General features: G+C 72.3%; 23 protein-coding genes. 6 read left to right on the forward strand and 17 right to left on the reverse strand.

Annotated features, from left to right (window positions below; translation table 11 throughout):
• Positions 1 to 41: 41 nt before the first annotated feature.
• The 10 genes from ACFYOP_RS04690 to ACFYOP_RS04735 all read right to left on the reverse strand — a co-directional run bounded on the left by ACFYOP_RS04690 (position 42) and on the right by ACFYOP_RS04735 (position 9184).
• The gene (locus ACFYOP_RS04690) at positions 42 to 1247 is read right to left on the reverse strand and encodes a Gfo/Idh/MocA family oxidoreductase (protein WP_356890513.1); all 1206 of its coding nucleotides are present in this window, start codon (positions 1245 to 1247) and stop codon (positions 42 to 44) included.
• 71 nt (positions 1248 to 1318) lie between these two features.
• Positions 1319 to 2365, reverse strand: a complete 1047-nt coding sequence (locus tag ACFYOP_RS04695) for a substrate-binding domain-containing protein (protein WP_356890511.1) — start codon at positions 2363 to 2365, stop codon at positions 1319 to 1321.
• Between the two features lie 54 nt (positions 2366 to 2419).
• Positions 2420 to 3457 (reverse strand): ABC transporter permease, encoded by a 1038-nt coding sequence (locus tag ACFYOP_RS04700; protein ID WP_356890509.1) that lies wholly within the window; start codon positions 3455 to 3457, stop codon positions 2420 to 2422.
• Between the two features lie 6 nt (positions 3458 to 3463).
• Positions 3464 to 4978: a sugar ABC transporter ATP-binding protein gene (locus ACFYOP_RS04705; RefSeq protein WP_356890507.1), complete on the reverse strand. Its 1515-nt coding sequence runs from the start codon at positions 4976 to 4978 to the stop codon at positions 3464 to 3466.
• A 284-nt stretch (positions 4979 to 5262) separates the two neighbouring features.
• Entirely contained in the window at positions 5263 to 6444 is a 1182-nt protein-coding gene (locus ACFYOP_RS04710) for an ROK family transcriptional regulator (protein ID WP_356890505.1), read from the reverse strand.
• 258 nt (positions 6445 to 6702) lie between these two features.
• Positions 6703 to 7089: a dihydrofolate reductase family protein gene (locus ACFYOP_RS04715; protein ID WP_388450843.1), complete on the reverse strand. Its 387-nt coding sequence runs from the start codon at positions 7087 to 7089 to the stop codon at positions 6703 to 6705.
• Entirely contained in the window at positions 7008 to 7280 is a 273-nt protein-coding gene (locus ACFYOP_RS04720) for a hypothetical protein (protein WP_356890503.1), read from the reverse strand. The genes ACFYOP_RS04715 and ACFYOP_RS04720 overlap by 82 nt, the downstream gene beginning before the upstream one ends.
• Before the next feature lie 92 nt (positions 7281 to 7372).
• The gene (locus tag ACFYOP_RS04725) at positions 7373 to 7585 is read right to left on the reverse strand and encodes an FCD domain-containing protein (protein ID WP_356891169.1); all 213 of its coding nucleotides are present in this window, start codon (positions 7583 to 7585) and stop codon (positions 7373 to 7375) included.
• Between the two features lie 94 nt (positions 7586 to 7679).
• The gene (locus ACFYOP_RS04730; protein ID WP_356890502.1) at positions 7680 to 8153 is read right to left on the reverse strand and encodes an NUDIX domain-containing protein; all 474 of its coding nucleotides are present in this window, start codon (positions 8151 to 8153) and stop codon (positions 7680 to 7682) included.
• An 83-nt stretch (positions 8154 to 8236) separates the two neighbouring features.
• Positions 8237 to 9184, reverse strand: a complete 948-nt coding sequence (locus tag ACFYOP_RS04735; protein WP_356890500.1) for a beta-ketoacyl-ACP synthase III — start codon at positions 9182 to 9184, stop codon at positions 8237 to 8239.
• Between the two features lie 258 nt (positions 9185 to 9442).
• Between ACFYOP_RS04735 and fdhD the strand changes: the two genes are divergently transcribed.
• Positions 9443 to 10282, forward strand: coding sequence for a formate dehydrogenase accessory sulfurtransferase FdhD (gene fdhD / locus ACFYOP_RS04740; RefSeq protein WP_356890498.1), 840 nt, complete (start codon positions 9443 to 9445; stop codon positions 10280 to 10282).
• Between the two features lie 73 nt (positions 10283 to 10355).
• Here fdhD and ACFYOP_RS04745 read toward each other — a convergent pair whose 3' ends face one another.
• Complete coding sequence (locus tag ACFYOP_RS04745) at positions 10356 to 10763, reverse strand: (2Fe-2S) ferredoxin domain-containing protein (protein WP_356890496.1); 408 nt, start codon at positions 10761 to 10763, stop codon at positions 10356 to 10358.
• Positions 10764 to 10824: 61 nt separating this feature from the next.
• A complete protein-coding gene (locus ACFYOP_RS04750) occupies positions 10825 to 11862 on the reverse strand; it encodes a bile acid:sodium symporter family protein (RefSeq protein WP_356890494.1) in 1038 nt (345 codons plus the stop codon).
• A 116-nt stretch (positions 11863 to 11978) separates the two neighbouring features.
• Here ACFYOP_RS04750 and ACFYOP_RS04755 point away from each other — a divergent pair, with 116 nt between their 5' ends.
• From ACFYOP_RS04755 to ACFYOP_RS04765, 3 genes are all read left to right on the forward strand, one after another.
• Positions 11979 to 12860 (forward strand): LysR substrate-binding domain-containing protein, encoded by an 882-nt coding sequence (locus tag ACFYOP_RS04755; RefSeq protein WP_356891167.1) that lies wholly within the window; start codon positions 11979 to 11981, stop codon positions 12858 to 12860.
• A 340-nt stretch (positions 12861 to 13200) separates the two neighbouring features.
• Positions 13201 to 15000: an AMP-binding protein gene (locus ACFYOP_RS04760; protein WP_356890492.1), complete on the forward strand. Its 1800-nt coding sequence runs from the start codon at positions 13201 to 13203 to the stop codon at positions 14998 to 15000.
• Between the two features lie 91 nt (positions 15001 to 15091).
• The gene (locus ACFYOP_RS04765; RefSeq protein WP_356890490.1) at positions 15092 to 15922 is read left to right on the forward strand and encodes an aldo/keto reductase; all 831 of its coding nucleotides are present in this window, start codon (positions 15092 to 15094) and stop codon (positions 15920 to 15922) included.
• 132 nt (positions 15923 to 16054) lie between these two features.
• Here the strand turns inward: ACFYOP_RS04765 and ACFYOP_RS04770 are convergent, their stop codons facing one another.
• Complete coding sequence (locus ACFYOP_RS04770; RefSeq protein WP_356890488.1) at positions 16055 to 16705, reverse strand: maleylpyruvate isomerase family mycothiol-dependent enzyme; 651 nt, start codon at positions 16703 to 16705, stop codon at positions 16055 to 16057.
• Between the two features lie 168 nt (positions 16706 to 16873).
• Here ACFYOP_RS04770 and ACFYOP_RS04775 point away from each other — a divergent pair, with 168 nt between their 5' ends.
• Positions 16874 to 17347 (forward strand): RICIN domain-containing protein, encoded by a 474-nt coding sequence (locus ACFYOP_RS04775; RefSeq protein ID WP_356890486.1) that lies wholly within the window; start codon positions 16874 to 16876, stop codon positions 17345 to 17347.
• 49 nt (positions 17348 to 17396) lie between these two features.
• On the opposite strand, the gene ACFYOP_RS04780 is transcribed toward ACFYOP_RS04775, so the two are convergent.
• From ACFYOP_RS04780 to ACFYOP_RS04790, 3 genes are all read right to left on the reverse strand, one after another.
• Positions 17397 to 18260: a class I SAM-dependent methyltransferase gene (locus tag ACFYOP_RS04780; protein WP_356890484.1), complete on the reverse strand. Its 864-nt coding sequence runs from the start codon at positions 18258 to 18260 to the stop codon at positions 17397 to 17399.
• Complete coding sequence (locus ACFYOP_RS04785) at positions 18257 to 18838, reverse strand: methyltransferase domain-containing protein (RefSeq protein WP_388450848.1); 582 nt, start codon at positions 18836 to 18838, stop codon at positions 18257 to 18259. The genes ACFYOP_RS04780 and ACFYOP_RS04785 overlap by 4 nt, the downstream gene beginning before the upstream one ends.
• A 186-nt stretch (positions 18839 to 19024) precedes the next feature.
• On the reverse strand, positions 19025 to 19327 hold the full coding sequence (locus ACFYOP_RS04790) for a 4a-hydroxytetrahydrobiopterin dehydratase (RefSeq protein ID WP_356890482.1): 303 nt from the start codon (positions 19325 to 19327) through the stop codon (positions 19025 to 19027).
• 102 nt (positions 19328 to 19429) lie between these two features.
• Here ACFYOP_RS04790 and ACFYOP_RS04795 point away from each other — a divergent pair, with 102 nt between their 5' ends.
• A complete protein-coding gene (locus ACFYOP_RS04795) occupies positions 19430 to 19936 on the forward strand; it encodes an FBP domain-containing protein (protein ID WP_356890481.1) in 507 nt (168 codons plus the stop codon).
• Between the two features lie 411 nt (positions 19937 to 20347).
• Here the strand turns inward: ACFYOP_RS04795 and ACFYOP_RS04800 are convergent, their stop codons facing one another.
• Positions 20348 to 20992, reverse strand: a complete 645-nt coding sequence (locus tag ACFYOP_RS04800; RefSeq protein ID WP_356890479.1) for a hypothetical protein — start codon at positions 20990 to 20992, stop codon at positions 20348 to 20350.
• Between the last annotated feature and the right edge of the window lie 94 nt (positions 20993 to 21086).

A 21086-nucleotide genomic window follows, 5' to 3' on the forward strand; every position in this document is an offset into this window, starting at 1 on the left:
ACCGGTGCCGGGCTGCTTGCCGGACCGGTGCGTGCCGGACCTCAGACCTCTGCTGTCTGGACGGGTGTGTAGACGGCGTTCTTCTGGGCGCTCTCCTCGACCGCCGCGAGCACCCGCTGCACCTGGAGCCCGTCGGCGAACGACGGCACCGGGTCGGTGCCGGACGCGATGGCCTCCACCAGGTCGCGCGCCTGGTGGGCGAAGGTGTGCTCGTAGCCGAGGGCGTGGCCCGGCGGCCACCACGCCTCCAGGTACGGGTGCTCCGCCTCGGTGACGAGGATCCGCCGGAACCCCGCGGTCGCGGCGGGCTCGTGGTGGTCGTGGAAGGACAGCTCGTTGAGCCGCTCCAGGTCGAAGGCGAGCGAGCCGTGCTCACCGTTGATCTCCAGCCGCAGGGCGTTCTTGCGGCCCGTGGCCATCCGGGTCGCCTCGAAGGTGGCGAGCGCCCCCGACGCCAGCCGGCCGGTGAAGACGGCCGCGTCGTCGACGGTGACGGGCCCCCGCTCGCTGCCGCCGGAGGCGGTCAGACCGGCCGAGGCGCCCTCGAGCCGGGGCCGCTGCCTGACGAACGTCTCGAGCTGCGCGGAGACGCCGACCAGCACCTCCCCCGTGAGGAACTGCGCGAGGTCGACCACGTGCGCGCCGAGGTCGCCCAGCGCCCCCGACCCCGCGTGCTCGCGCTGGAGCCGCCAGGTCAGCGGGAAGTCCGGGTCGACCAGCCAGTCCTGGAGGTAGGTCACCCGCACATGGCGCAGGGTGCCGAGGCGGCCCTCGCCGATCAGCCTGCGGGCGAAGGCCAGCGCGGGGACCCGGCGGTAGTTGAAGCCGACCATCGCCAACTGCCCGTTGCGACGTGCCCGTTCGGCGGCGGCGACCATGGCTTCCGCCTCCGCGACCGAATTGGCCAGGGGCTTCTCGCACAGGACGTGCTTGCCCGCCTCCAGGGCCGCGATCGCGATCTCCGCATGACTGTCGCCCGGCGTGCAGACGTCGACGAGCTGCACATCGTCGCGGGTCACGAGGGCGCGCCAGTCGGTCTCCGCCGCGGCCCAGCCGTGTTTGGCCGCCGCCGCACGCACGGCGGCGGCGTCACGGCCGCCGATCGCGGCGAGGACCGGCCGCAGCGGCAGGTCGAACACGCGGCCCGCGGTGCGCCACCCTTGGGAGTGGGCGGCGCCCATGAACGCGTAGCCGACCATGCCGACGCCGATGGTCGGCGGTGCGGCCTCACTGTCCCTCAGTTCCATTGCGGAATCCTCCTCGTCGGAGTCACGATCTCGTCGGTGTGCTCGGTGGGGGCGGGCAGTCCCTGCGCCGGTCAGTTGAAACCGGTGGGCAGGTACTGGTCGACGTTGTCCTTGGTGACGACGGCCGAGTAGAGGGTCAGGGAGGCCGGGATCTCCAGCTCCGCCATGCCGCCGATGCCCTTGCCCTGTCCGAGCGCGCGGGCGAGGTCGACGGCGGAGGCGGCCATGGTCGGCGGGTAGAGGACGGTGGCCTTCAGCACGCTGTCGTCGGCCTTGATGGCGTCCATCGCTGACTTGGCGCCCGCTCCGCCGACCATCAGGAAGTCCTTGCGGCCCGCCTGCGCGATGGCGCGCAGCGCGCCGACGCCCTGGTCGTCGTCGTGGTTCCACAGCGCGTCGAACTGCGACTGGGCCTGCAGCAGTTGCGCCATCTTGGCCTGGCCGGACTCGACGGTGAAGTCGGCCGCCTGCCGGGCGACCTTCTTGATGTTCGGGTAGTTCTTCAGGGCGTCGTCGAAGCCCTGGGTGCGCTGCTTGGTGAGTTCGAGGTTGTCGAGCCCGGCCAGCTCGATGACCTTGGCGTCGGGCTTGTCCTTGAGCTGCTCGCCGATGTAGTTGCCGGCGTTGAGGCCCATGCCGTAGTTGTCGCCGCCGATCCAGCACCGGTACGCCTGCGGGGAGGCGAAGATCCGGTCCAGGTTGACGACGGGGATGCCCGCCCGCATGGCCTGGAGGCCGACCTGGGTGAGCGCCTTGCCGTCGGCCGGCAGGACCACCAGGACGTCGACCTTCTTGTTGATCAGGGTCTGGACCTGGCCGATCTGGGCGGCCGTGTCGTTGGAGCCCTCGGTGATCTCCAGGGTGACGTCGGAGTACCGCTCGGCGCGGGACTTGGCGTTCTGGTTGATGGCGTTCAGCCACCCGTGGTCGGCCTGCGGTCCGGCGAAGCCGATGGTGACGGGCTTGCCCGGCTTGTCGTCGGCGACGGGGGCGTTGGCGCTGGGCTGCTTCTCCGTCTTGGGCTCGTTGCTGGTGCAGGCGGTCAGCAGGGCGCCGGCGGAGACCGCGGCGGTGCCGAACAGCAGTCCTCTGCGGCTGGTGGCTGGCATTTCTGGCATGACGGATCAACCCTTCAACTGGGCGGTGCGACGGGGTGGAGGAAGTGGGCGGGGTCAGGCCTCGCCGGAGCCGCGCGTCGAGCGGTGCTGGACGAGTACGGCGGCGACGATGATGGCGCCCTTGGCGATCTGCTGGACGGCGCTCTCGAGGTTGTTGAGGGCGAAGATGTTGGTGATCGTGGTGAAGACGAGGACGCCGAGGACGGAGCCGACGATGGTGCCGCGGCCGCCGCTGAGCAGGGTGCCGCCGATGATGGCGGCGGCGATGGCGTCCAGTTCGTAGAGGTTGCCGTTGGTGTTCTGGCCGGAGCCGGCGAGGACGATCAGCATGAAGGCGGCGATGCCGCAGCACAGTCCGGACAGCAGGTAGAGGTAGAGCCGCTGGCGGCGGACGTCGATGCCGGCGAGCCGCGCGGCCTCCGCGTTGCCGCCGACGGCGACGGTGCGGCGGCCGAAGGTGGTGCGGCCCAGGATCAGCCAGCCGATGGCGGTGACGGCGGCGAAGACCAGCACCAGGGGCGGGATGCCGAGGATGTAGGCATCCCTGATGCCGAGGTCGAGCACCGAGTCGACGGTGACGATCTGGGTCCTGCCGTCCGTGATCTGCAGGGCGAGACCCCGGGCGGAGGCGAGCATCGCGAGGGTGGCGATGAAGGGCACCATCCGGCCGTACGCGATGAGCAGCCCGTTCACGAGTCCGCAGCCCACACCGACGAGCACGGCCGTGAACAGGATGCCCGCGAAGCCGAATTCCTGGGTGGCCACCGTCGTCGCCCACACGGAGGCGAGGGCCACGATCGCACCGACGGACAGATCGATGCCGCCGCTGGTGATGACGAAGGTCATGCCGACGGTGACGACACCGATGACGGACGCCTGGGTGAGGACGAGCTGCAGATTGCTCGTGGCGAGGAACTCGTCGGGCTTGGTGATGCCGCCCACCGCGACGAGCACGGCAAGGACACCGAGCAGCGACAGGTTGCGGACGTCCAGCCGCAGTCCCAGTGGACGGCGGGGACCTCCCTGGTCCGGTGCGGACTTGGCGGCGGGCATCGGCGCGTCCTGCTGCGCCGGGGTGGCCGGCTGCGTCATGCCGTCTCAGCTCCCTTCCATCACAAGATCGAGTACGCGGTGCTCGTCGAGCTCCCGGGCGTCCGCCGTGTGCACGACGCTGCCTTCACGCAGCACCAGCACCCGGTCGGCGAGGCCCAGCACTTCGGGCACTTCGCTGGATACGAGAAGTACGGCGAGGCCCTCGTCGGCCAGGCGGCGGATCACCGCGTAGAGCTCGGCCCGTGCGCCGACGTCGACGCCCCGGGTCGGCTCGTCGAGCAGCAGCACCTTGCAGCCGCGCAGCAGCCAGCGCGCGAGCACCGCCTTCTGCTGGTTGCCGCCGGACAGGGTGCGGATGCGGGCGTCCGGGTTGTCGGGGCGCAGGGAGAGTTCCCTGGTGGCCTTCCTCGCGGCGGCGCGCTCGGCGCGGTGGTCGAGCCAGCCGGCGCGGGAGAAGCGCGAGAGAGTCGAGACGGAGACGTTGCGGGTGACGGATTCGAGCATCAGCAGCCCTTGCGCCTTGCGTTCCTCGGGGGCGAGCCCGATGCCGGCGCGGATCGCGGCCCGGACGCTGCCGGGACGCAGCACGGCGCCGTCCATCAGGACGCGGCCGCCGTCCGCCTTGCGCGCGCCGTAGATCGTCTCCAGGATCTCGCTGCGGCCGGAGCCGACGAGACCGGCGAGGCCCACGATCTCGCCGGGACGCAGCTCCAGGTCGACCGGAGCGAACTCGCCCCGGCGGGTGAGACCTTCGACCCGCAGCACCGGCTCCCTGGCCGCGGCGACGGCGGCCGGCGGCCGTTCGGGGAAGACGTACTCGACGTTGCGGCCGGTCATCAGCGCGACGACGTCACGGGTCGGGGTGGTCTCCGCGGGCAGTCCGACGGCGACCGCCCGGCCGTCCTTGAGGACGGTGACCCGGTCGCCGATGCGCCGGATCTCCTCGAGGCGGTGGGAGATGTAGACGACGGCGACGCCGTCGGCCGTCAGGTCGCCCACGATCCTGAAGAGGTTGTCGACCTCGTCGGGGTCGAGCGCGGCCGACGGCTCGTCCATCACGATCAGCCGCACGTCGTGGGAGAGGGCGCGGGCCATGGAGACGATCTGCTGCTGGGCGGCGGACAGGTCGCCGACGAGCCGGGCGCAGTCGATCTCCGGATGGCCGAGGCGTTTCAGCAGCTCGGCGGCGGCACCGCGGGCGGCGGCGCTGCGGACGACGAAGCCGGCGGACGTCGGCTCGTGCCCGAGGAAGACGTTCTCCGCGACGGACAGCCCTTCGACCAGGTCGAGTTCCTGGTAGATGGTGGCGATGCCGAGGCGCATGGCGGCGATCGGCGACCTGAGGGAGACCGGTTCGCCCCGCCAGGTGATCTCGCCGCCGTCGGGCTGGTGGGCGCCTGCGAGGACCTTGATCAGGGTGGACTTGCCGGCGCCGTTCTGGCCGAGGAGGCAGTGGACTTCGCCGGCCTGGACCTCCAGGTCCACGCCGTCCAGGGCGCGGACGCCGGGGAACGACTTGGTGATGCCGGACATGGTGAGCAGGGGTGGTTCTGGTGCCATGACGATCCCCTCGGCGGGTGCGGCCGGTGACCGGGCGGGTCGGGATACGGGTACGGGGGTGCGGATGGTTCTCGGGTGGTGCGGGCTGGTGCGGATACGGGCGGCTCTCGGCCGCCCCTGGCGTGGTGCGTGCCGGGGCGTACGGGTGGTGCGGGCGTGGCGGACGGAGCCGGTGGAGCGGGCGTGGCGGGTGCGCCATGCGACCAGTGCGGGTGCTTCGCCTGTGCGGGTGGTGCTGCGGGGCGGTGCGGTGGTGGTGCCGTGTTGCGTGTCGTCCGGCCCGGTCAGGCCGGCGAGAACAGGTGGTCGCTGATGAGCCGGGCCGCGCCGATGACCCCGGCGGTCGGCCCCAACTCGCCCAGCACGATGGGGAGATTGCCGGTGGCCAGCGGCAGGGACTGCCGGTAGACCTGGGTGCGCACGCTGGCCAGCAGCGTGTGGCCGAGACCGGTCACACCGCCGCCGATGACCACGAGACCCGGGTTGAAGAAGCTGACGAGCCCGGCGATGACCTGCCCGAGCCGGTTGCCTCCCTCCCGGATGAGGTCGATGGCGGTGGCGTCGCCGGCCGCGGCCGCGGCCGAGACGTCCGCGGCCGTGAGGTGCCCGGCCGCCTCCAGCCGGGCGGCGAGCTCGGGGGAGCGTCCGGCGCGGGCCGCGTCCTCGGCGTCGCGGGCCAGGGCGGCGCCGCTGAAGTGCGCCTCCAGACAGCCGCGGTTGCCGCAGGCGCAGGCCCGGCCGTCCGGCTCGACCTGGATGTGGCCGATGTCGCCGGCGCTGCCGGTCGTACCGCGGTAGACGCCGCCGCCGACCACGATCCCGCAGCCGATGCCGGTGCCGATCTTGACGCAGAGGAAGTCGCCGACGGAGCGTGCGACGCCCGCGTGCTGCTCCCCCATCGCCATCAGGTTCACATCGTTGTCGACCATGACCGGGCAGCCGAGGTCCTGGCTGAGCGCCTCCCGTACGGGGAAGCCGTCCCAGCCGGGCATGATCGGGGGCGCGACGGGCACGCCCTCCGGGTAGCGAACGGGGCCGGGGACGCCGATGCCGGCGCCGTCGAACCCCTCAGCGAGACCGGACACCTTGAGCTTCTCGGCCATCGACAGCACCTGCTCGAAGACCGCGACGGGACCTTCGCGGACGTCCATGGGGTGGTTGAGATGCCCCAGGACCTCCAGCTCCGCGTTGGTCACGGCGACGTCGATCGAGGTGGCGCCGATATCGACGCCCAGGAACCGGAGCGCGGGCGCGAGCCGGATGTTGTGCGAGCGGCGCCCGCCCCTGGAGGCGGCGAGCCCGTCGGCGACGACGAGCCCGGTCTCCAGCAGCCGGTCCACCTCGACGGCGAGCTTGGAACGGGACAGGTCCACCTGATCGCCCAGCTGGGCACGGGAGTTGGGCCCGCCGTCACGCAACAGGCGAAGCAGTCGCGCCTGGTGCGCGTTCGCAGGTCGAGCGGTCATCCGTCTCACGTGCCCCTCCCCTCCCCTGGCCTTCGGCTGGGGACCCGGTCGGCCGTCTCCGTCGGGCTTTGGAGGGGAACGTAGCAGCGCTTTACCGAACTGGGAAGAACTTGCGCACAGATCCGGGCCAACTTTCTCCACACTCGGGACAAAGGGTCGCTCGCCGGTTCCTCAGCTCGGGCCTCGCACGGTGAGGCCGCCCCAACGTGCCCGCCCCGACGCGCCCTTGCGACTGCCGATACGGACGACGGCAGGGCGTCAGGCGTCCCGGACGAGTTCGTACGTGAGGCAGGCGAGGCCGTCACCGACGGTCCGGTTGCCGAGGAGGCGGACGGCCTTCCCGTCGCTGGTCCCGCCGAAGACCCGCTCGCCGGCGCCGAGGACGACCGGGTGGGCCATCAGCCGCAGCTCGTCCGCCAGGTCGTGCTCGATCAGCGTGTGCGCGAGCCGGCGGCTGCCGTAGACGACGATCTCCCCGTCCAGCTCCCGCCTGAGCTTCGAGACCTCTGCCACCACGTCGCCCCGCAGGACCGAGGAGTTGTTCCGGCCGGGATCGTCCAGGGTCAGGACACGACGTACTTGGGCAGGCTCTTGAGCCTGTCCGCCCACTCGCCGCTCCGGGTCGGCCACCACGCGGCGAACCACTCGTGGCTCCGCCGCCCGAGCAGCAGGGCCTCGGCGCGCAGCGCCTCTTCGTACCCGGCCTTCGCCCACTCCGCGCGGTCCTTGTCCCCGATCCGGGCGAACCAGCCGCCGCGCTCGAAGCCCTCGTCACCGGTCGGGTCCTGGACGACTCCGTCGAGTGAGACGTTCTCGCCGATCACGATTCTTCCCATGACGGTCTCCTTCGTCGGCGCAGTCAGTGCTACCGCCGATACGGAGACCGGGGCGCGGCGACATGCGGCCGTCCGCCCGATCGGGCGCCGGGTCAGGAGCGCTCGTGCTGGTGGCAGGTCCTGCGGCTGTGCTCCGTGTGGGCCCGCATGACCTGAGTGGCCCGCTGCTCGTCGCGGGCGGAGATGGCCGCGATCAGCTCGCGGTGCTCGATCCACGACTGGGCACGGTTCCCTGCGGCAGTCCTGCGGACAGCATCGGCGGTCCCTTCCGGGCGATGGTGCGGACGAGCAACGGACGACGACAGTGATCACGAAATTGGCTATCGTCTACAGTTCACCGAGCGCGATCGTCGCCGACGCCGAGACGCCGGTCACGTCGGGCGCCTTGATCCAGTCGCCTCAACCGTCCTGCCGGACAAGCGGAATCAGCCGATCCAGGAAGACCCGCTGGCCACTGAGCAGCTTCGGCCGCGCCTCCTCCAGCCCGTACCACTCCGCCCGGTCGACCTCCGGGAACTCCCTGAGCTCACCCGATCCCCGCGGCCACTCCATGGTGAAGGTCCCCGGCACGACGAGCGACGTGTCCAGATCGCCCTCCATCGCCCAGACCGTCACGATCTTGCCGCTCGACTGGCGCGCCTCACCGAGCGGATGCCACTCGCCGTCCGGGGCCTGAAGTCCGAGCTCCTCCTCGAACTCCCGCCGCGCCGCGGCCATCGGCTCCTCCTCAGGGGTGTACTCACCCTTCGGGACCGACCATGCAGCCTCGTCGCGCGCCTGCCAGAACGGGCCGCCCATGTGCGCGATGAGGACCTCGACACCGGCCTCCCCGCGCCGCCACAGCAGCAGCCCGGCGCTTCGCTTCGTCACCATGCCGTTCAGTGTGCCGCGCCGGATCGTCAGGGGCCGCGAACGACAGCCCCGGGTCGCCGGCGGCAGATGACCTGGCCGGGGCGTCAGGGGCAGCGGACGACCTGGCCCGCGTACGAGAGGTTCCCGCCGAACCCGAAGAGCAGCACCGGGTCGCCCGACGTGACGTCGCCGCGTTCGACCAGCTTGGACAGGGCCATCGGGATCGACCCGGCCGAGGTGTTGCCGGACTCGACGACGTCACGGGCGACGACGGCGTTCACGGCGCCGATCTTCTGCGCGAGCGGCTCGATGATCCGCAGATTGGCCTGATGCAGGACCACCGCCGCGAGGTCCTCGGGGGTGAGGCCCGCACGCTCGCAGACCTTGCGGGCGATCGGCGGGAGCTGGGTGGTGGCCCACCGGTAGACGGCCTGGCCCTCCTGCGCGAAGCGCGGCGGGGTGCCCTCGATCCGTACGGCGTGCCCCATCTCGGGCACCGATCCCCACAGCACCGGGCCGATCCCCGGCTCCTGCCCGTCGGGGACGGTCTCCACCACGGCCGCACCGGCGCCGTCGCCGACGAGGACGCAGGTCGAGCGGTCGGTCCAGTCCACGATGTCGGCCATCTTGTCCGCCCCGATGACCAGGGCCCGGGTGGCGGCTCCCGCCCGCAGGGTGTGGTCCGCGGTGGCGAGCGCGTGGGTGAAGCCGGCGCAGACCACATTGAGGTCCATCACCGCGGGCGAGCCCATGCCGAGGCGCGCCGCGACCCGGGCGGCGGTGTTGGGCGACCGGTCGACGGCGGTGGACGTCGCGACGAGGACCAGGTCGATGTCGGCGGGCGTGAGCCCGGCCGCGGCCAGCGCCTTGGCCGCGGCGTGCGCGGCCAGCTCGTCGACCGGCTCGTCGGGGCCCGCCACATGGCGGGTTCTGATCCCGACGCGGCTGCGGATCCATTCGTCGCTGGTGTCGACCATGGCCGCCAGGTCGTCGTTGGTGAGCACTTTTGCGGGCTGGTAGTGCCCGAGCGCGACGACACGTGTGCCGGTCATGGATGGCTTCTCCTCGATCAGAAGTCAGGAACCACACAGTCTTGGCTGCTACCGGCCGGTACGACGGCAAGTGATCCCACAGCGTCCGGGCCAGGACTTTGGAGCCTTCCGTCGGATCGGACCCTGCGGCGTCGGCCGCAACCTCACTGTGCGGGTGCAGGAGAATGAGATCGTCGAGGTCACCTCCGCACCAAGGGCCGTTTCGGCCGCCAATGCACACCAATACATACCAAAACGTACAGAATCGGGTCTGAGCTCATGGGACGGGTCACCGAGCGCCGCCGCACCATCCGTATCCGGGACGGGGTGGTGTCGGCCCGTCCCGACACCCTGGTGGCGGAGGAGCCGCTGGAGATCCGGCTGAACGGCAAGCCCCTCGCCGTCACCATGCGCACCCCGGGCGACGACTTCGCGCTGGCCGCGGGGTTCCTGGTCAGCGAGGGCGTGATCCACTCGGGGGCGCAGGTGCGGTCGATCGTGTACTGCGCGGGCGCCCAGGAGGACGGCGGCAACACGTACAACGTGGTGGACGTGGTCCTCGCGCCGGGTGTGACGGTGCCGGACATCACCCTGGAGCGCAACGTCTACACGACGTCGTCGTGCGGGCTGTGCGGCAAGGCCAGCCTGGACGCCGTACGCACCACCGCGCACCACCCGATCGCCGACAATCCCCCGGTGCGGGTCACGCCCGCTCTGCTCGCCGGCCTCCCCGACCGCCTGCGGGCGGCGCAACGGGTCTTCGACCGGACCGGGGGCCTGCACGCGGCGGCGCTGTTCTCGCCGGAGGGCGAACTGCTCGACGTCCGCGAGGACGTCGGCCGGCACAACGCCGTCGACAAGCTCGTCGGCCGGGCGCTGACGGACGACCGGCTGCCGCTGTCCCGGGCGGTCCTGCTGGTCTCGGGGCGGGCGTCGTTCGAGCTGGCGCAGAAGGCGGTGATGGCGGGCATCCCGGTCCTGGCGGCCGTCTCCGCGCCGTCCTCACTGGCGGTGGACCTGGCCGCGGAGACCGGTCTGACCCTGGTCGGCTTTCTGCGCGGCGCCAACATGAACGTGTACGCGGGCGACGAGCGCATCGCGCTCGGCACTGAGGTGTGAGGCGCCCCGATACGGACCCGGCCGGCGGGGAGCACCCCCTGCGCCGGCCGGGTCCTTCCGTGTCCGCGGCCGCTCAGCGGCCGACGCGGCGCCGGGCGTCGGACGGCGGCGGAATCATCTGAAGCGTGAGCGTCGCCGGAGCCTCCGCGACCCCCGGCCCGCCGGCCGCGACCCACGCCAGCACGTCGTCGGTGGCGTCGTCGTCGAGCGCCCACCCGATCCACGCCGCACGCGCCCCACGCCGTCGGCCCTCGGTGGAAGGCTGCACGACGATCACGTTGGCCTGCCCGCACGGCCCGAGACAGTCACTGGTCCGCACCGCGAGCCGCCCCCCGGACGCGGCGGCGGCGTCCCGCAGCCTGGCGAGCTGCCCGGCGTGGTCGGTGCCGGGGTTCTTCCGCGCGTCACCGCAGCAGCAGCCGCGGCAGACGACCAACGTGCAGGGCCGGGCCCCGAAGGGTCGTATCGGATACGTCGTCACCCGGCGATCTTCCCACGGCGGGTGGGCCCCGGCCGAGGGGGTGTGGCGGGCGGCGAGCGCCTCACCGGGTTCGCAGCGCGGTGGGCGGCGGACCGGCTCGTTCCGTCCGGTCCGCGGCACACGGGGGGTCGTGGGCGCGGCGCTTCGCGATCACCGCGCAGACCATCAGCTGCATCTGGTGGAAGAGCATCAACGGCAGCACCGCCAGGCTCGCCTGCGCGCCGAACAGCACGGTCGCCATGGGCAGTCCGGCCGCCAGGCTCTTCTTCGAGCCGGCGAACTGGATCGCGATCCGGTCCGCCCGGTCGAAGCCGAGGCGCTTCGCGCCGAACCAGGTGAGGGTCAGCATCGCCGCCAGCAGCACCGCCTCGACGGCGAGCAGCGCGCCGAGCCGCACCGGGGTGACCCGCTGCCAGACGCCGGCGGCCATGCCTTCGCTGAAGGCCGTGTGGACGACGAGCAGGATCGAGCCGCGGTCGACGTACCCGAGCACCTTCTTGTGGCGGGCCAGGAAGCCCGCGACCCAGCGGCGCAGCAGTTGGCCCGCCAGGAACGGCGCGAGCAGTTGGAGGACGATCCGCAGCAGCGAGTCGGCCGAGAAGCCGCCCGCCGCGCCGCCCAGCAGCAGGGCCGCGAGCAGCGGGGTGAGCACGATGCCGGCGAGGCTGGAGAAGGAGCCGGCGCAGATCGCGGCGGGCACGTTGCCGCGGGCCATCGAGGTGAAGGCGATGGAGGACTGGATCGTCGACGGCACCAGGCACAGGAAGAGCAGTCCGGTGGAGAGCTCGGGTGTCAGCACCGCCGGTTCGAGCAGCCGCCCCGCGAGCCCCAGCAGCGGGAAGACGACGAAGGTGGCCGCGAGCACGGTGACGTGCAGCCGCCAGTGCCGTAGTCCGTCCAGCGTCTCGCGCGTCGAGAGCCGCGCGCCGTAGAGGAAGAACAGCAGCGCCACCGCGGCGGTCGACGCGCCGCCCGCGACGTCGGCCGCCGCTCCGGACGCGGGCAGCAGCGCCGCGAGGGCCACCGTCCCGAGGAGCGCCAGGATGTACGGGTCGATCGGCAGCCAGGACGGCAGGCGCGGGGTACGGCGGCGGCTCATGTGCTCCACTCGCTCTCGGTCAGGGTCGTGCCCTCCCCATGTTCCTGCCGCGCCGGCTGATCGGGAATCCCGTACACCGCACTGACTGCCATCACGATTCACGATGGCGGCGTAGGATCGGCGCGGTGTACGACCCCACCCAGCTGCGCACCTTTCTCGCGGTGGCACAGACGCTGAACTTCACGCAGGCCGCGCGCCGGCTCGGGCTGGGCCAGTCGACGGTCAGCCAGCATGTGCGCCGGCTCGAGGACGCCGCCGGCCGGCCGCTGTTCAGCCGTGACACCCACGGCGTGGAGCTGACGGAGGACGGCGAGGCGATGCTCGGCTTCGCCCGCACCATCCTGCAGGCGCACGAGCGCGCCACCGCCTACTTCACGGGTACGCGGCTGCGCGGCCGGCTGCGGTTCGGCGCGTCGGAGGACTTCGTGCTGACGAGGCTCCCCGAGATCCTGGAGGCGTTCCGCCGCGACCATCCCGAGGTGGACCTGGAGCTCACCGTGGAGCTGTCCGGCACCCTGCACAAGCGGCTGGAGGCGGGCCGGCTGGACCTGGTGCTCGCGAAGCGGGGGCCGGGGGCGACGCTCGGCGAGTTGGTGTGGCGGGACCGGATGGTGTGGATCTCGGCGGAGGGGCTGCGGGTGGACCCGGACCGCCCGCTGCCGCTGATCCTGTTCCCGCCGCCGGCCCTGACCCGCGCCCGCGCCCTGGAGGTGCTGGAGCAGACGGGCCGGTCCTGGCGGATCGCCTGTACGAGCGGCAGCCTCAGCGGTCTGGTGGCCGCGGCCCGCGCCGGTCTGGGCGTGATGGCGCACACCCGCGGGCTGATCCCGCCCGGTCTGGTCGCGGTACCTGAGCGGGCGGGCCTGCCCGAGCTGGGCTCCGTCGACTTCGTCCTGCTGCACGGCCGGCGCAGGGATGCGGCGAAGGAGGCCGCCGAGGCGCTGGCGGGCGCCCTGCTCGCGGCCGGCGACCGGCTGCACGCGCCGGTGCCGGGCTGACGGGGGCCGGGGCGTGACCGCGGGGCCGCGCCCCCGGTCGCCCGGCCCCGGCCACGGGGCCGCACACCGGCTTCGACCACGTCCGCGCCGGGCGGAGCGACGGCCAGGTGATCGGGCCGTACAGATTCGGTGGAGATTGCGCACCGGACTACTTACCGACGAGTCAGGTATCGGGCCCCACGGTCCGTTCCACGTCCCGACCACCGCCCCTGACCTGTGTCTACGCCATTCGTCCACGGTTCACGAAGACCCTCCCGCCGGACGGGATCCTGGGGTACGGTCTCGGCGCTGTGCGGAGCGCCACAAGGAGCAGCCATTGCGCGAGTTCACTGTCCCACCCATGGCCGCAGCGCCTCAGGTCGGCGGACTTGCGGACGCGGTCTTCGACCATGCCCTCGACGACCCCGACCGCGTCGCGCTCGGCCGCAAGGACGGCGCGGGCCGATGGCAGGACGTGACGTCCGGACAGTTCCGCGACGAGGTCCTGGCGCTGGCGAAGGGGCTGCTGGCGCACGGGGTGCGGTTCGGCGACCGGGTCGCCCTGATGTGCCGCACGCGCTACGAGTGGACGCTGTTCGACTTCGCGCTGTGGACGGTCGGGGCCCAATCCGTGCCGCTGTATCCGACCTCCTCCGTCGAGCAGGTCTTCTGGATGCTGCACGACTCCGAGGTCACCGCCTGCATGGTGGAGCACGAGGACCACGCCATGACGATCGGTTCCGTGATCGACCGGCTGCCGCTGATGAAACGGCTGTGGCAGCTCGACGCGGGCGCCGTCGAACAGCTCGTCGAGGCGGGCGCGCACATCGACGACGAGGTGGTGCACCGGCACCGGCGGGCGGTCACCCCCGACTCGGTCGCCACGATCATCTACACGTCGGGCACCACGGGTCGCCCCAAGGGCTGCGTCATCACCCATTCGAACTTCATGTTCGAGGCGGACACGATGGTCCGCCGCTGGGAGCCGGTGTTCCGCTCCAAGCCGGGCGACGAGGCGTCGACCCTGCTGTTCCTCCCGCTGTCGCACGTCTTCGGCCGGATGGTCGAGGTCGCGGGGATCCGCGGCAGGGTCAAGATCGGCCACCAGCCGGTGCTCCAGGCGAGCGCCCTGCTGCCCGATCTGGTCGCGTTCCGGCCGACGTTCATCCTGGCCGTGCCGTACATCTTCGAGAAGGTCTTCAACAGCGCCCGCCGCAAGGCCGAGAGCGCCGGCAGACTCGGCGCCTTCGACAAGGCGGCCGACGTCGCCGTGCGGTACGCGGAGGCCATGGAGCACCGGGCCTTCGGCCTGGGCCCCGGCCCGTCCGCCGGACTGCGGATGCAGCACCAGCTGTTCGAGAAGCTGGTGTACGCGAAGGTCCGCGACGCGATGGGCGGCCGGGTGCGGCACGCGATGTCCGGCGGCTCCGGCATGGACCGGCAGCTCGGGCTGTTCTTCGAGGGCGCCGGCGTCACCGTCTTCGAGGGCTACGGGCTGACCGAGTCGACGGCCGCCGCCACCGCGAACCCGCCGGAGCGCACCCGCTACGGCACCGTCGGGCTGCCGATCCCCGGCACCACGGTGCACATCGCGGAGGACGGCGAGGTGTGGCTGCACGGGGCGAACATCTTCCAGGGGTACCTGGGCGACCGGAAGGCCACCGACGCCGTGCTGCACGACGGCTGGCTGGCCACCGGCGACCTGGGCGCGCTCGACGAGGACGGCTATCTGACGATCACCGGGCGCAAGAAGGAGACCCTGGTGACCTCGGGCGGCAAGAGCGTGTCCCCCGCGGGCCTGGAGGAGCGGGTGCGGTCGCATCCGCTGGTGGCGCAGTGCATCGTCGTCGGCAACGACCGGCCGTACATCGCGGCGCTCGTCACCCTCGACCCGGAGGCGGTCGACCACTGGCTGGCCATCCAGGGCAGACCGCCGCTGCCGCCCGCGGAGATGGTCCGCGACCGGGAGCTGGAGATGGAGATCCGCCGCGCCGTGGTCACCGCCAACACCCTGGTCTCCAAGTCCGAGTCGATCCGTACGTTCCGGATCCTGGCGCACCCCTTCAGCGAGGAGCACGGGCTGCTCACACCGTCGCTGAAGCTGAAGCGGAAGGCGATCGAGAACGCGTACGCGGCCGAGGTGGAAGCCCTGTACCGGTGAGCGGCGCGCCCCGCGGCGCGGGGAATGCACGGCGCGCGATGATCGTTGACGCTGGGAGTACCTCAACCGACGACGTAAGGATCGACCGCTCGTGAGCAAGGTCCCCTTCACCACCCTCCACAACGGCGTCGCGATGCCGCAGCTCGGTTTCGGTGTCTGGCAGGTGCCCGACGACGAGGCGGAGCAGACGGTCACCGCGGCCCTGGAGGCCGGCTACCGCAGCATCGACACCGCGGCCATCTACGGGAACGAGTCGGGCACCGGAAAGGCCGTCAACGGCTCCGGGATCGCCCGCGAGGACCTGTTCGTCACCACCAAGGTGTGGAACTCCGACCAGGGTTACGACGCCGCGCTGCGCGCCTTCGACACCTCCCTCGGGAAGCTCGGCCTCGACCACGTCGACCTGTATCTGATCCACTGGCCGATGCCGGCCAGGGGCACGTACGTGGACACGTACCGCGCCCTGGAGAAGATCCACGCGGACGGCCGCGCGAAGGCGATCGGTGTGTCCAACTTCCGGACCGAGGACCTCGAGCGCCTCATCGGCGAGACGTCGGTCGTCCCGGCGGTCAACCAGATCGAACTGCACCCGCAGCTCCAGCAGTCCGCGCTCCGCGACTTCCACGCGCGGCACAACATCGCCACGGAGGCCTGGTCCCCGCTCGGCCAGGGCAAGGACCTGCTCCAGGCGCCCACGATCGTCGCGGTGGCCCGCAAGCACGACCGCACCCCCGCCCAGGTGGTGCTGCGCTGGCACCTCCAGGTGGGCAACGTGGTGATCCCCAAGTCCTCGACGCCGTCGCGGATCCGGGAGAACATCGACGTGTTCGACTTCGAGCTGGACGCCGACGACATGGCCGCCCTGGCGGCCCTCGACGAGGGCAAGCGCCTCGGCCCGGAGCCGGCGGACGTCAACTCCTGACCGGGCGTCGGCGCCGCCCGAGCGACTCCTGGGCCGACGTCGACTCCTGACCCGGACGGCGGCCACGGGCGCGCCGGCACCGGTACGGCGCAGCAGCGGACACCGCGGCTGCGCCGTCTGCATGCCGGCCGGTCAGCCGGCGCCGTCCGCCGTGCCCCGCAGCCGCGCCGAGAGGCCGGCCGCTCCGTCGCCCGCCAGCCGCGGCAGGACGACCGTACGGCCGGTGAGCAGCAGCAGAAGGTCCCCGATCGGCGCCCGGACCTCGGGGCCCTCGCCGACGGACCACGCCGTGTCGGTCGCGGTGAGCGCGAATCCGGCCGTCTTCTTCTTCGCGTGGAAGGGCCGGCCCAGCTCCCACACTCGGGACGCGGCCGTCGCGGCCGCGTCCACGGGCATCTCCAGCCGGCGCCCGAGGGGCACGGCGATGTCCTGGCCGTGCACGAGGATGTTTATGAGCGTCTCCAGGTGCGTGACGCCCGGGTTGTGACGCCGGGAGCCCACCGTGCCGCGGATCTCGGCGATCAGCCGCTGCGTGGGGAGCGCCGCCCGCCGGCGGGCCATGTCGTGGATCAGCCGGTCGACGTCCCCGCGGGCCCGGATCATCGCCACGACCGCCGTGCCGACGCTCAGCTGCTGCAGCGTCAGGTGCGCGGCGACGTCGCGGACCGTCCAGCCCCGGCAGAGCGAGTCGTGGCGCCATTCGTCGTCGGACAACTGCTCGAGCAGTTCGGCCACGCCCAGCCGGGCGCCGTCGACGGCCTGCCACACCTGTTCCCGCTCCATGGCGCCTCCGCCGTCCTCGTCGGGTGGACCGCCCCCAGAATCCCGTCCCTGGCCCGGCGTGCACAGCGGACACGTCGAAGCACCGGAGTCGTTGTCAGTGGCGGATGCGACGATGATCGCGTCGGTCGCCCGGAGGAGCCGGGCGGACACGGGGACAAGGCGGGGACAGTGAACGGGCCACTCGAGCCGGGGCTCTATTTGGTGCGGAACGTCGGCAGCGGACTGCTGCTCGAGGTGTACGGCGGCGGCAGGGGCAGCGGGGCCAACGTCCAGCAGGGCATGGAGACGGGCGCGCCGGCCCAGCGGTGGCACATCGCCCCGGTGCCGAACGGCAACGGGCTGTACCACTTCGTCAACGCGGCGAGCGGCAAACGCCTCGATGTGGCGAACGCGGCGGTGGACAACGGCGCCAACGTCCAGCAGTGGAAGCCGAACAACTTCGGCGCCCAGGAGTGGATCGTCGAGCGTCATCTCGACTCGCCGGGCACGGTGACGGTCGTCAGCTTCATCAGCGGGCTGCTGCTGGAGGTGGCCGATTCGTCCACCGCCGACGGGGCGAATGTACGGCAGTGGGAGGACACCGACTCCCCCAACCAGTGGTGGCGGCTGGAGCCGGTGGCCGCGGGCACGGAGGGCGGCTGACGGGCGGGGCCGGGACAGGAGCCCGGACCCGCCCGCCGCCCGCGTCCGGTCAGTCCTTGCGCGCCGTGAACACCGTGCGCGCGGTGAGGAAGTACGCGTCCGGGCGCCGCAGCAGCCCCTCCGGGTCCTCGGGGTCCAGCAGCCGGTCCAGGACCGCGAGATCGTCGGCCGGCAGCACCTCCTCCACCATGCGGCGCTGCCACGCGAAGCCGGACACCAACTGCTCGCGCACCGCGGCCGGCAGGGGCGCCGGGATGTCGAGGAGGAAGGAGCGCGTACCGCTCGGGGTGAGCCCCGCGGCGGCAAGCATCGCGCGCCAGTCCTCGCCCTCGTCCTTCGCGCCCGGCAGCTCCGCCCGCATCCGGGCGAACCACTCGTCGACGGCCGCGCCGATCCGGCTCTCCAGGCCGGGCCTGCCGAGGCCGATGTCGCGCGGCAGGTGCCGGGCGGGCAGTCCGCCCTCGAGGAGGGCGAGCATCCCGCCGGGCCGCAGCAGCCGGGCGAGCGCGCCGGTCGCGGCGCGCTGGTCGCCGAGGTGGTGAACGGCCCCCGACGCCCAGATGAGGTCCGCCTCGCCCAGGTCCTCGATCCCGTCGGGCAGTTCGGCGTGGCGGATGCTGATCCGGTCGGCCTGACCGTTGCGGGCGGCGCGGGTCAGGGCCCGCTCCAGCAGCGGCGCGGTGGCGTCGACGGCGACGACCTCGGCGTACGGGAAGGCCTCCGCGAGCACCCCGGAGATGACGCCGGGGCCGCTGCCGATGTCGAGGACGCGGCGGACGCCACCGGCGGGGACCAGCTCGCGCAGCCAGTCGGCCGCCTGCCGGTACAGAGGGCTCTGCACCTCCGCGCCGCGCTCCAGCAGCTGGGCCTGCTCGTTCCAGTCGATATGGGTGGAATCGTGGTGATGGCTCATACGGTCAGGGTGGCGCGAGAGGTCCCGTCCTGGCGAATTTTCTTGCCGTTCCGGCAAAGCACCACCCGTTCGGTGCGCCTGCGGACCGCACGCGCCGTCGCCTTCGAACACGACGCCCAGTGCGGCAGCCGCCCGCGCCGGCGCCGGTCAGCCGTCCTTGCGGAAGGCGTGCAGGGCGTACGACGGGTCCGGGCGGCGGGCCGCAGTCCGCCGGCGGCGGCGGACTCCTCGATCAGACCGGCCCGGTTCGACGCGGCGGCGAAGGAGCGATGGGGGCGCAGTACGGCGTCGATGTCGCTGTCCACGTCGTGGCCGGCGTCCTTGTCGACGGTGGTGACGAACACCCCGCCGGGCCGCAGCACGCGGGCGGCCTCCGCCACGACGGCGGCCGAGGCGGGCACCAGATGCAGCAGCCAGACGGCGCTGACCGCGTCGACGGCCGCGTCACGCAGCGGCAGCCGCCGCACGCCGCCGAGCACGACGGCCGCCCCGATGCGGCCGGCGGCCTTGCGGGCCATGCCGTACGAGCCGTCGCAGCCCAGTACGCGCAGGCCGGGGCGGCGCATCCGCTGGGTCACCAGGCCGGTGCCGCAGCCGATGTCGAGGAGGGGTGCGGGCCTGGTCCGGGACCAGACCGAGCACGGCCGCGGCGGCGACCTCCGCCCTGGGCACACCGCCTCGGGTCGCGTCGTGGACGGCGGCCTCGCGGTCGTGGTCGAGCATGGGCAGAACATGCCAAACGAAGGCCCTGGTTCGCGCCGGCCCTAGTTCGCGCCGTGGCCCTCGGCGATCCGCTCGACGCGCTCCGCCAGGTTGAAGTCCCGGTCCGTGAGGGCGTTCACGTCGTGGGACTGGACCGTGAGAGCGACCGTGTTGTAGCCGAGGGTGAGGTCCGAGTGGTGGTTCAGCTCCTCCTGGATCTGCGCGATGTGCACGACCATGGCGGTGGCCGCGAAGTGCGAGCCGAGGCGGTAGGAGCGGGCGATCCTGTCCCCTTCGAGGGACCAGCCGGGGAGTTCCCGGAGCCGGTCCTCGATCTCCTTCTGTGACAGCGGCTCTGTGGGCATGGCCAGGCTCCTTCCGTGCGGGGCGACAGGTCGGGGACACCATAGATCCGATGCCCGGTAAACCGGATGCCCGCACCCGGCCACGCTGTTACGTTCCACCGGGTGGAACCATTGACCGACAAACAGATCCGTACGTCCTTCGTGAACTGCACCAAGGGGGAGGCCACCCGGATGCGCCTGCCCGCCGACTTCGCCGCACTTCCCTGGGAGGACCTCGACTTCCTCGGCTGGGTCGACCCGGGCGCCCCGCTCAAGGCGCACCTGGTGCTGCCGCGGGAGGACGGGCCGACCGGCATCACCCTGCGCGTCCCGTCCGCGGGACGGACCAGTGCCGTGAAGTCGAGCATGTGCCAGGCGTGTCTCACCGCGCACGCCTCCTCCGGCGTGACCCTGTTCGCCGCCCCGCTGGCGGGCCCCGCCGGGCGGGAGGGGAACACGGTGGGCACGTATCTCTGCGCGGACCTGGCCTGTTCGCTGTATGTGCGCGGCAAGCGGCAGCCGAAGCTGCGGCACGGGCGGTACGAGGAGAACCTGACGCTCGAGGAGCAGATCGCCCGGACCATGGCCAACCTGTCGGCGTTCGCCGACAAGGTACTGGGCCTGCGCTGAACGCCGGCGCCGGCCCGCCGGCCCGCGGCGGGGCCGCCCGGTCGGCCGATCCCGTCCAGGACGCCGGGTCGGTCAGGCGGTGACCCGGGGCGCGCCCGCCTCCAGGGTTCGGTCGCCGCCCGGGCGCCAGGTGGTGACGGCCTTGCCCGACGGGCGAGCCACCGGGACCGGGTCAGCCCCTCCTCGATCTCGCGCCACAGATGGGGACTTGCCCCGAGGTTGGTCTCGTCGCGGAACAGCTTCAGTCTTCTGGGCCGGTACCAGGGACGGTCGAAGTCCTGCAGCGCGTTCTGGAAGGCTTTCGCGACGTCCTTGTCCCAGGCGTGGCTGTAGGAGATGAAGGCGTCGTACGCGAAGGTCTGAGCTGCGGCCCGGGTTGCGGCCCGGCGGGCGTCGCGGGGCTCTGCGGCCTCACTGCGGCTGCGGCCCACTGTCCCGCACCGCGGTGCTCCTCTCCGACCGGCCGTCAGGGGTGCGGGGGCCGGGGACGTGTCTGATCAGCGTCTCGGCCTCCCGCACACCGGCGAGGCGGGCGAAGCCGACCGCGTAGGCGTGGAGGTCGCGCTGCACCTGCTGCAACTCGGCCCGGCAGGCGGTGTTGTCCGGCCAGTCGGACTCCGGGCTGTCGGGGTGCGCCTGCTCGAACTCCGACAGCCGCGGGTGCCAGTGGGACAGGAACGGCCGGAGCTCCCGGTTGAGCATGGTGATCGCGAGATACTCGACCGTCTGCCCGCCCGGCACCGGAGCGGAGGGACGGGCGGCCTTCAGGGTCTCCCGAGTCGTGGCGAACAGCCCGTAGAGCGACGTCAGCGCCTCGCGGACGTGCCCGTCGTCACTGGCCAGGGGCTGGGTCGACACCCGCGTCACCGTCTCGACGAACATCTGCCAGGCGACCTGGCGGGAGTCGTTGTTGACGGAGAACGTGAGCTCGCTCAGCTGCGGGATGGTGACCTTCACCTCGGTGAGCTGGGCGAGGCGCCGGTACCACTGCACGGCGAGTACGGTCACCGCGCCCACGACGCCGCCCGTGACGACGAACAGGATGCGGCTGGTCACCTGAGTGAGGCTGAAAACGGCCAGCCCCGCGAGCGCGCCGGCGGCCGTCGCCGCGACCAACCGTAAGCCGGGGCCCCCGAAGCTCCGCCAAGGG

It is taken from the genome of Streptomyces sp. NPDC006294 (assembly GCF_042870895.1).
GTDB lineage: Bacteria > Actinomycetota > Actinomycetes > Streptomycetales > Streptomycetaceae > Streptomyces.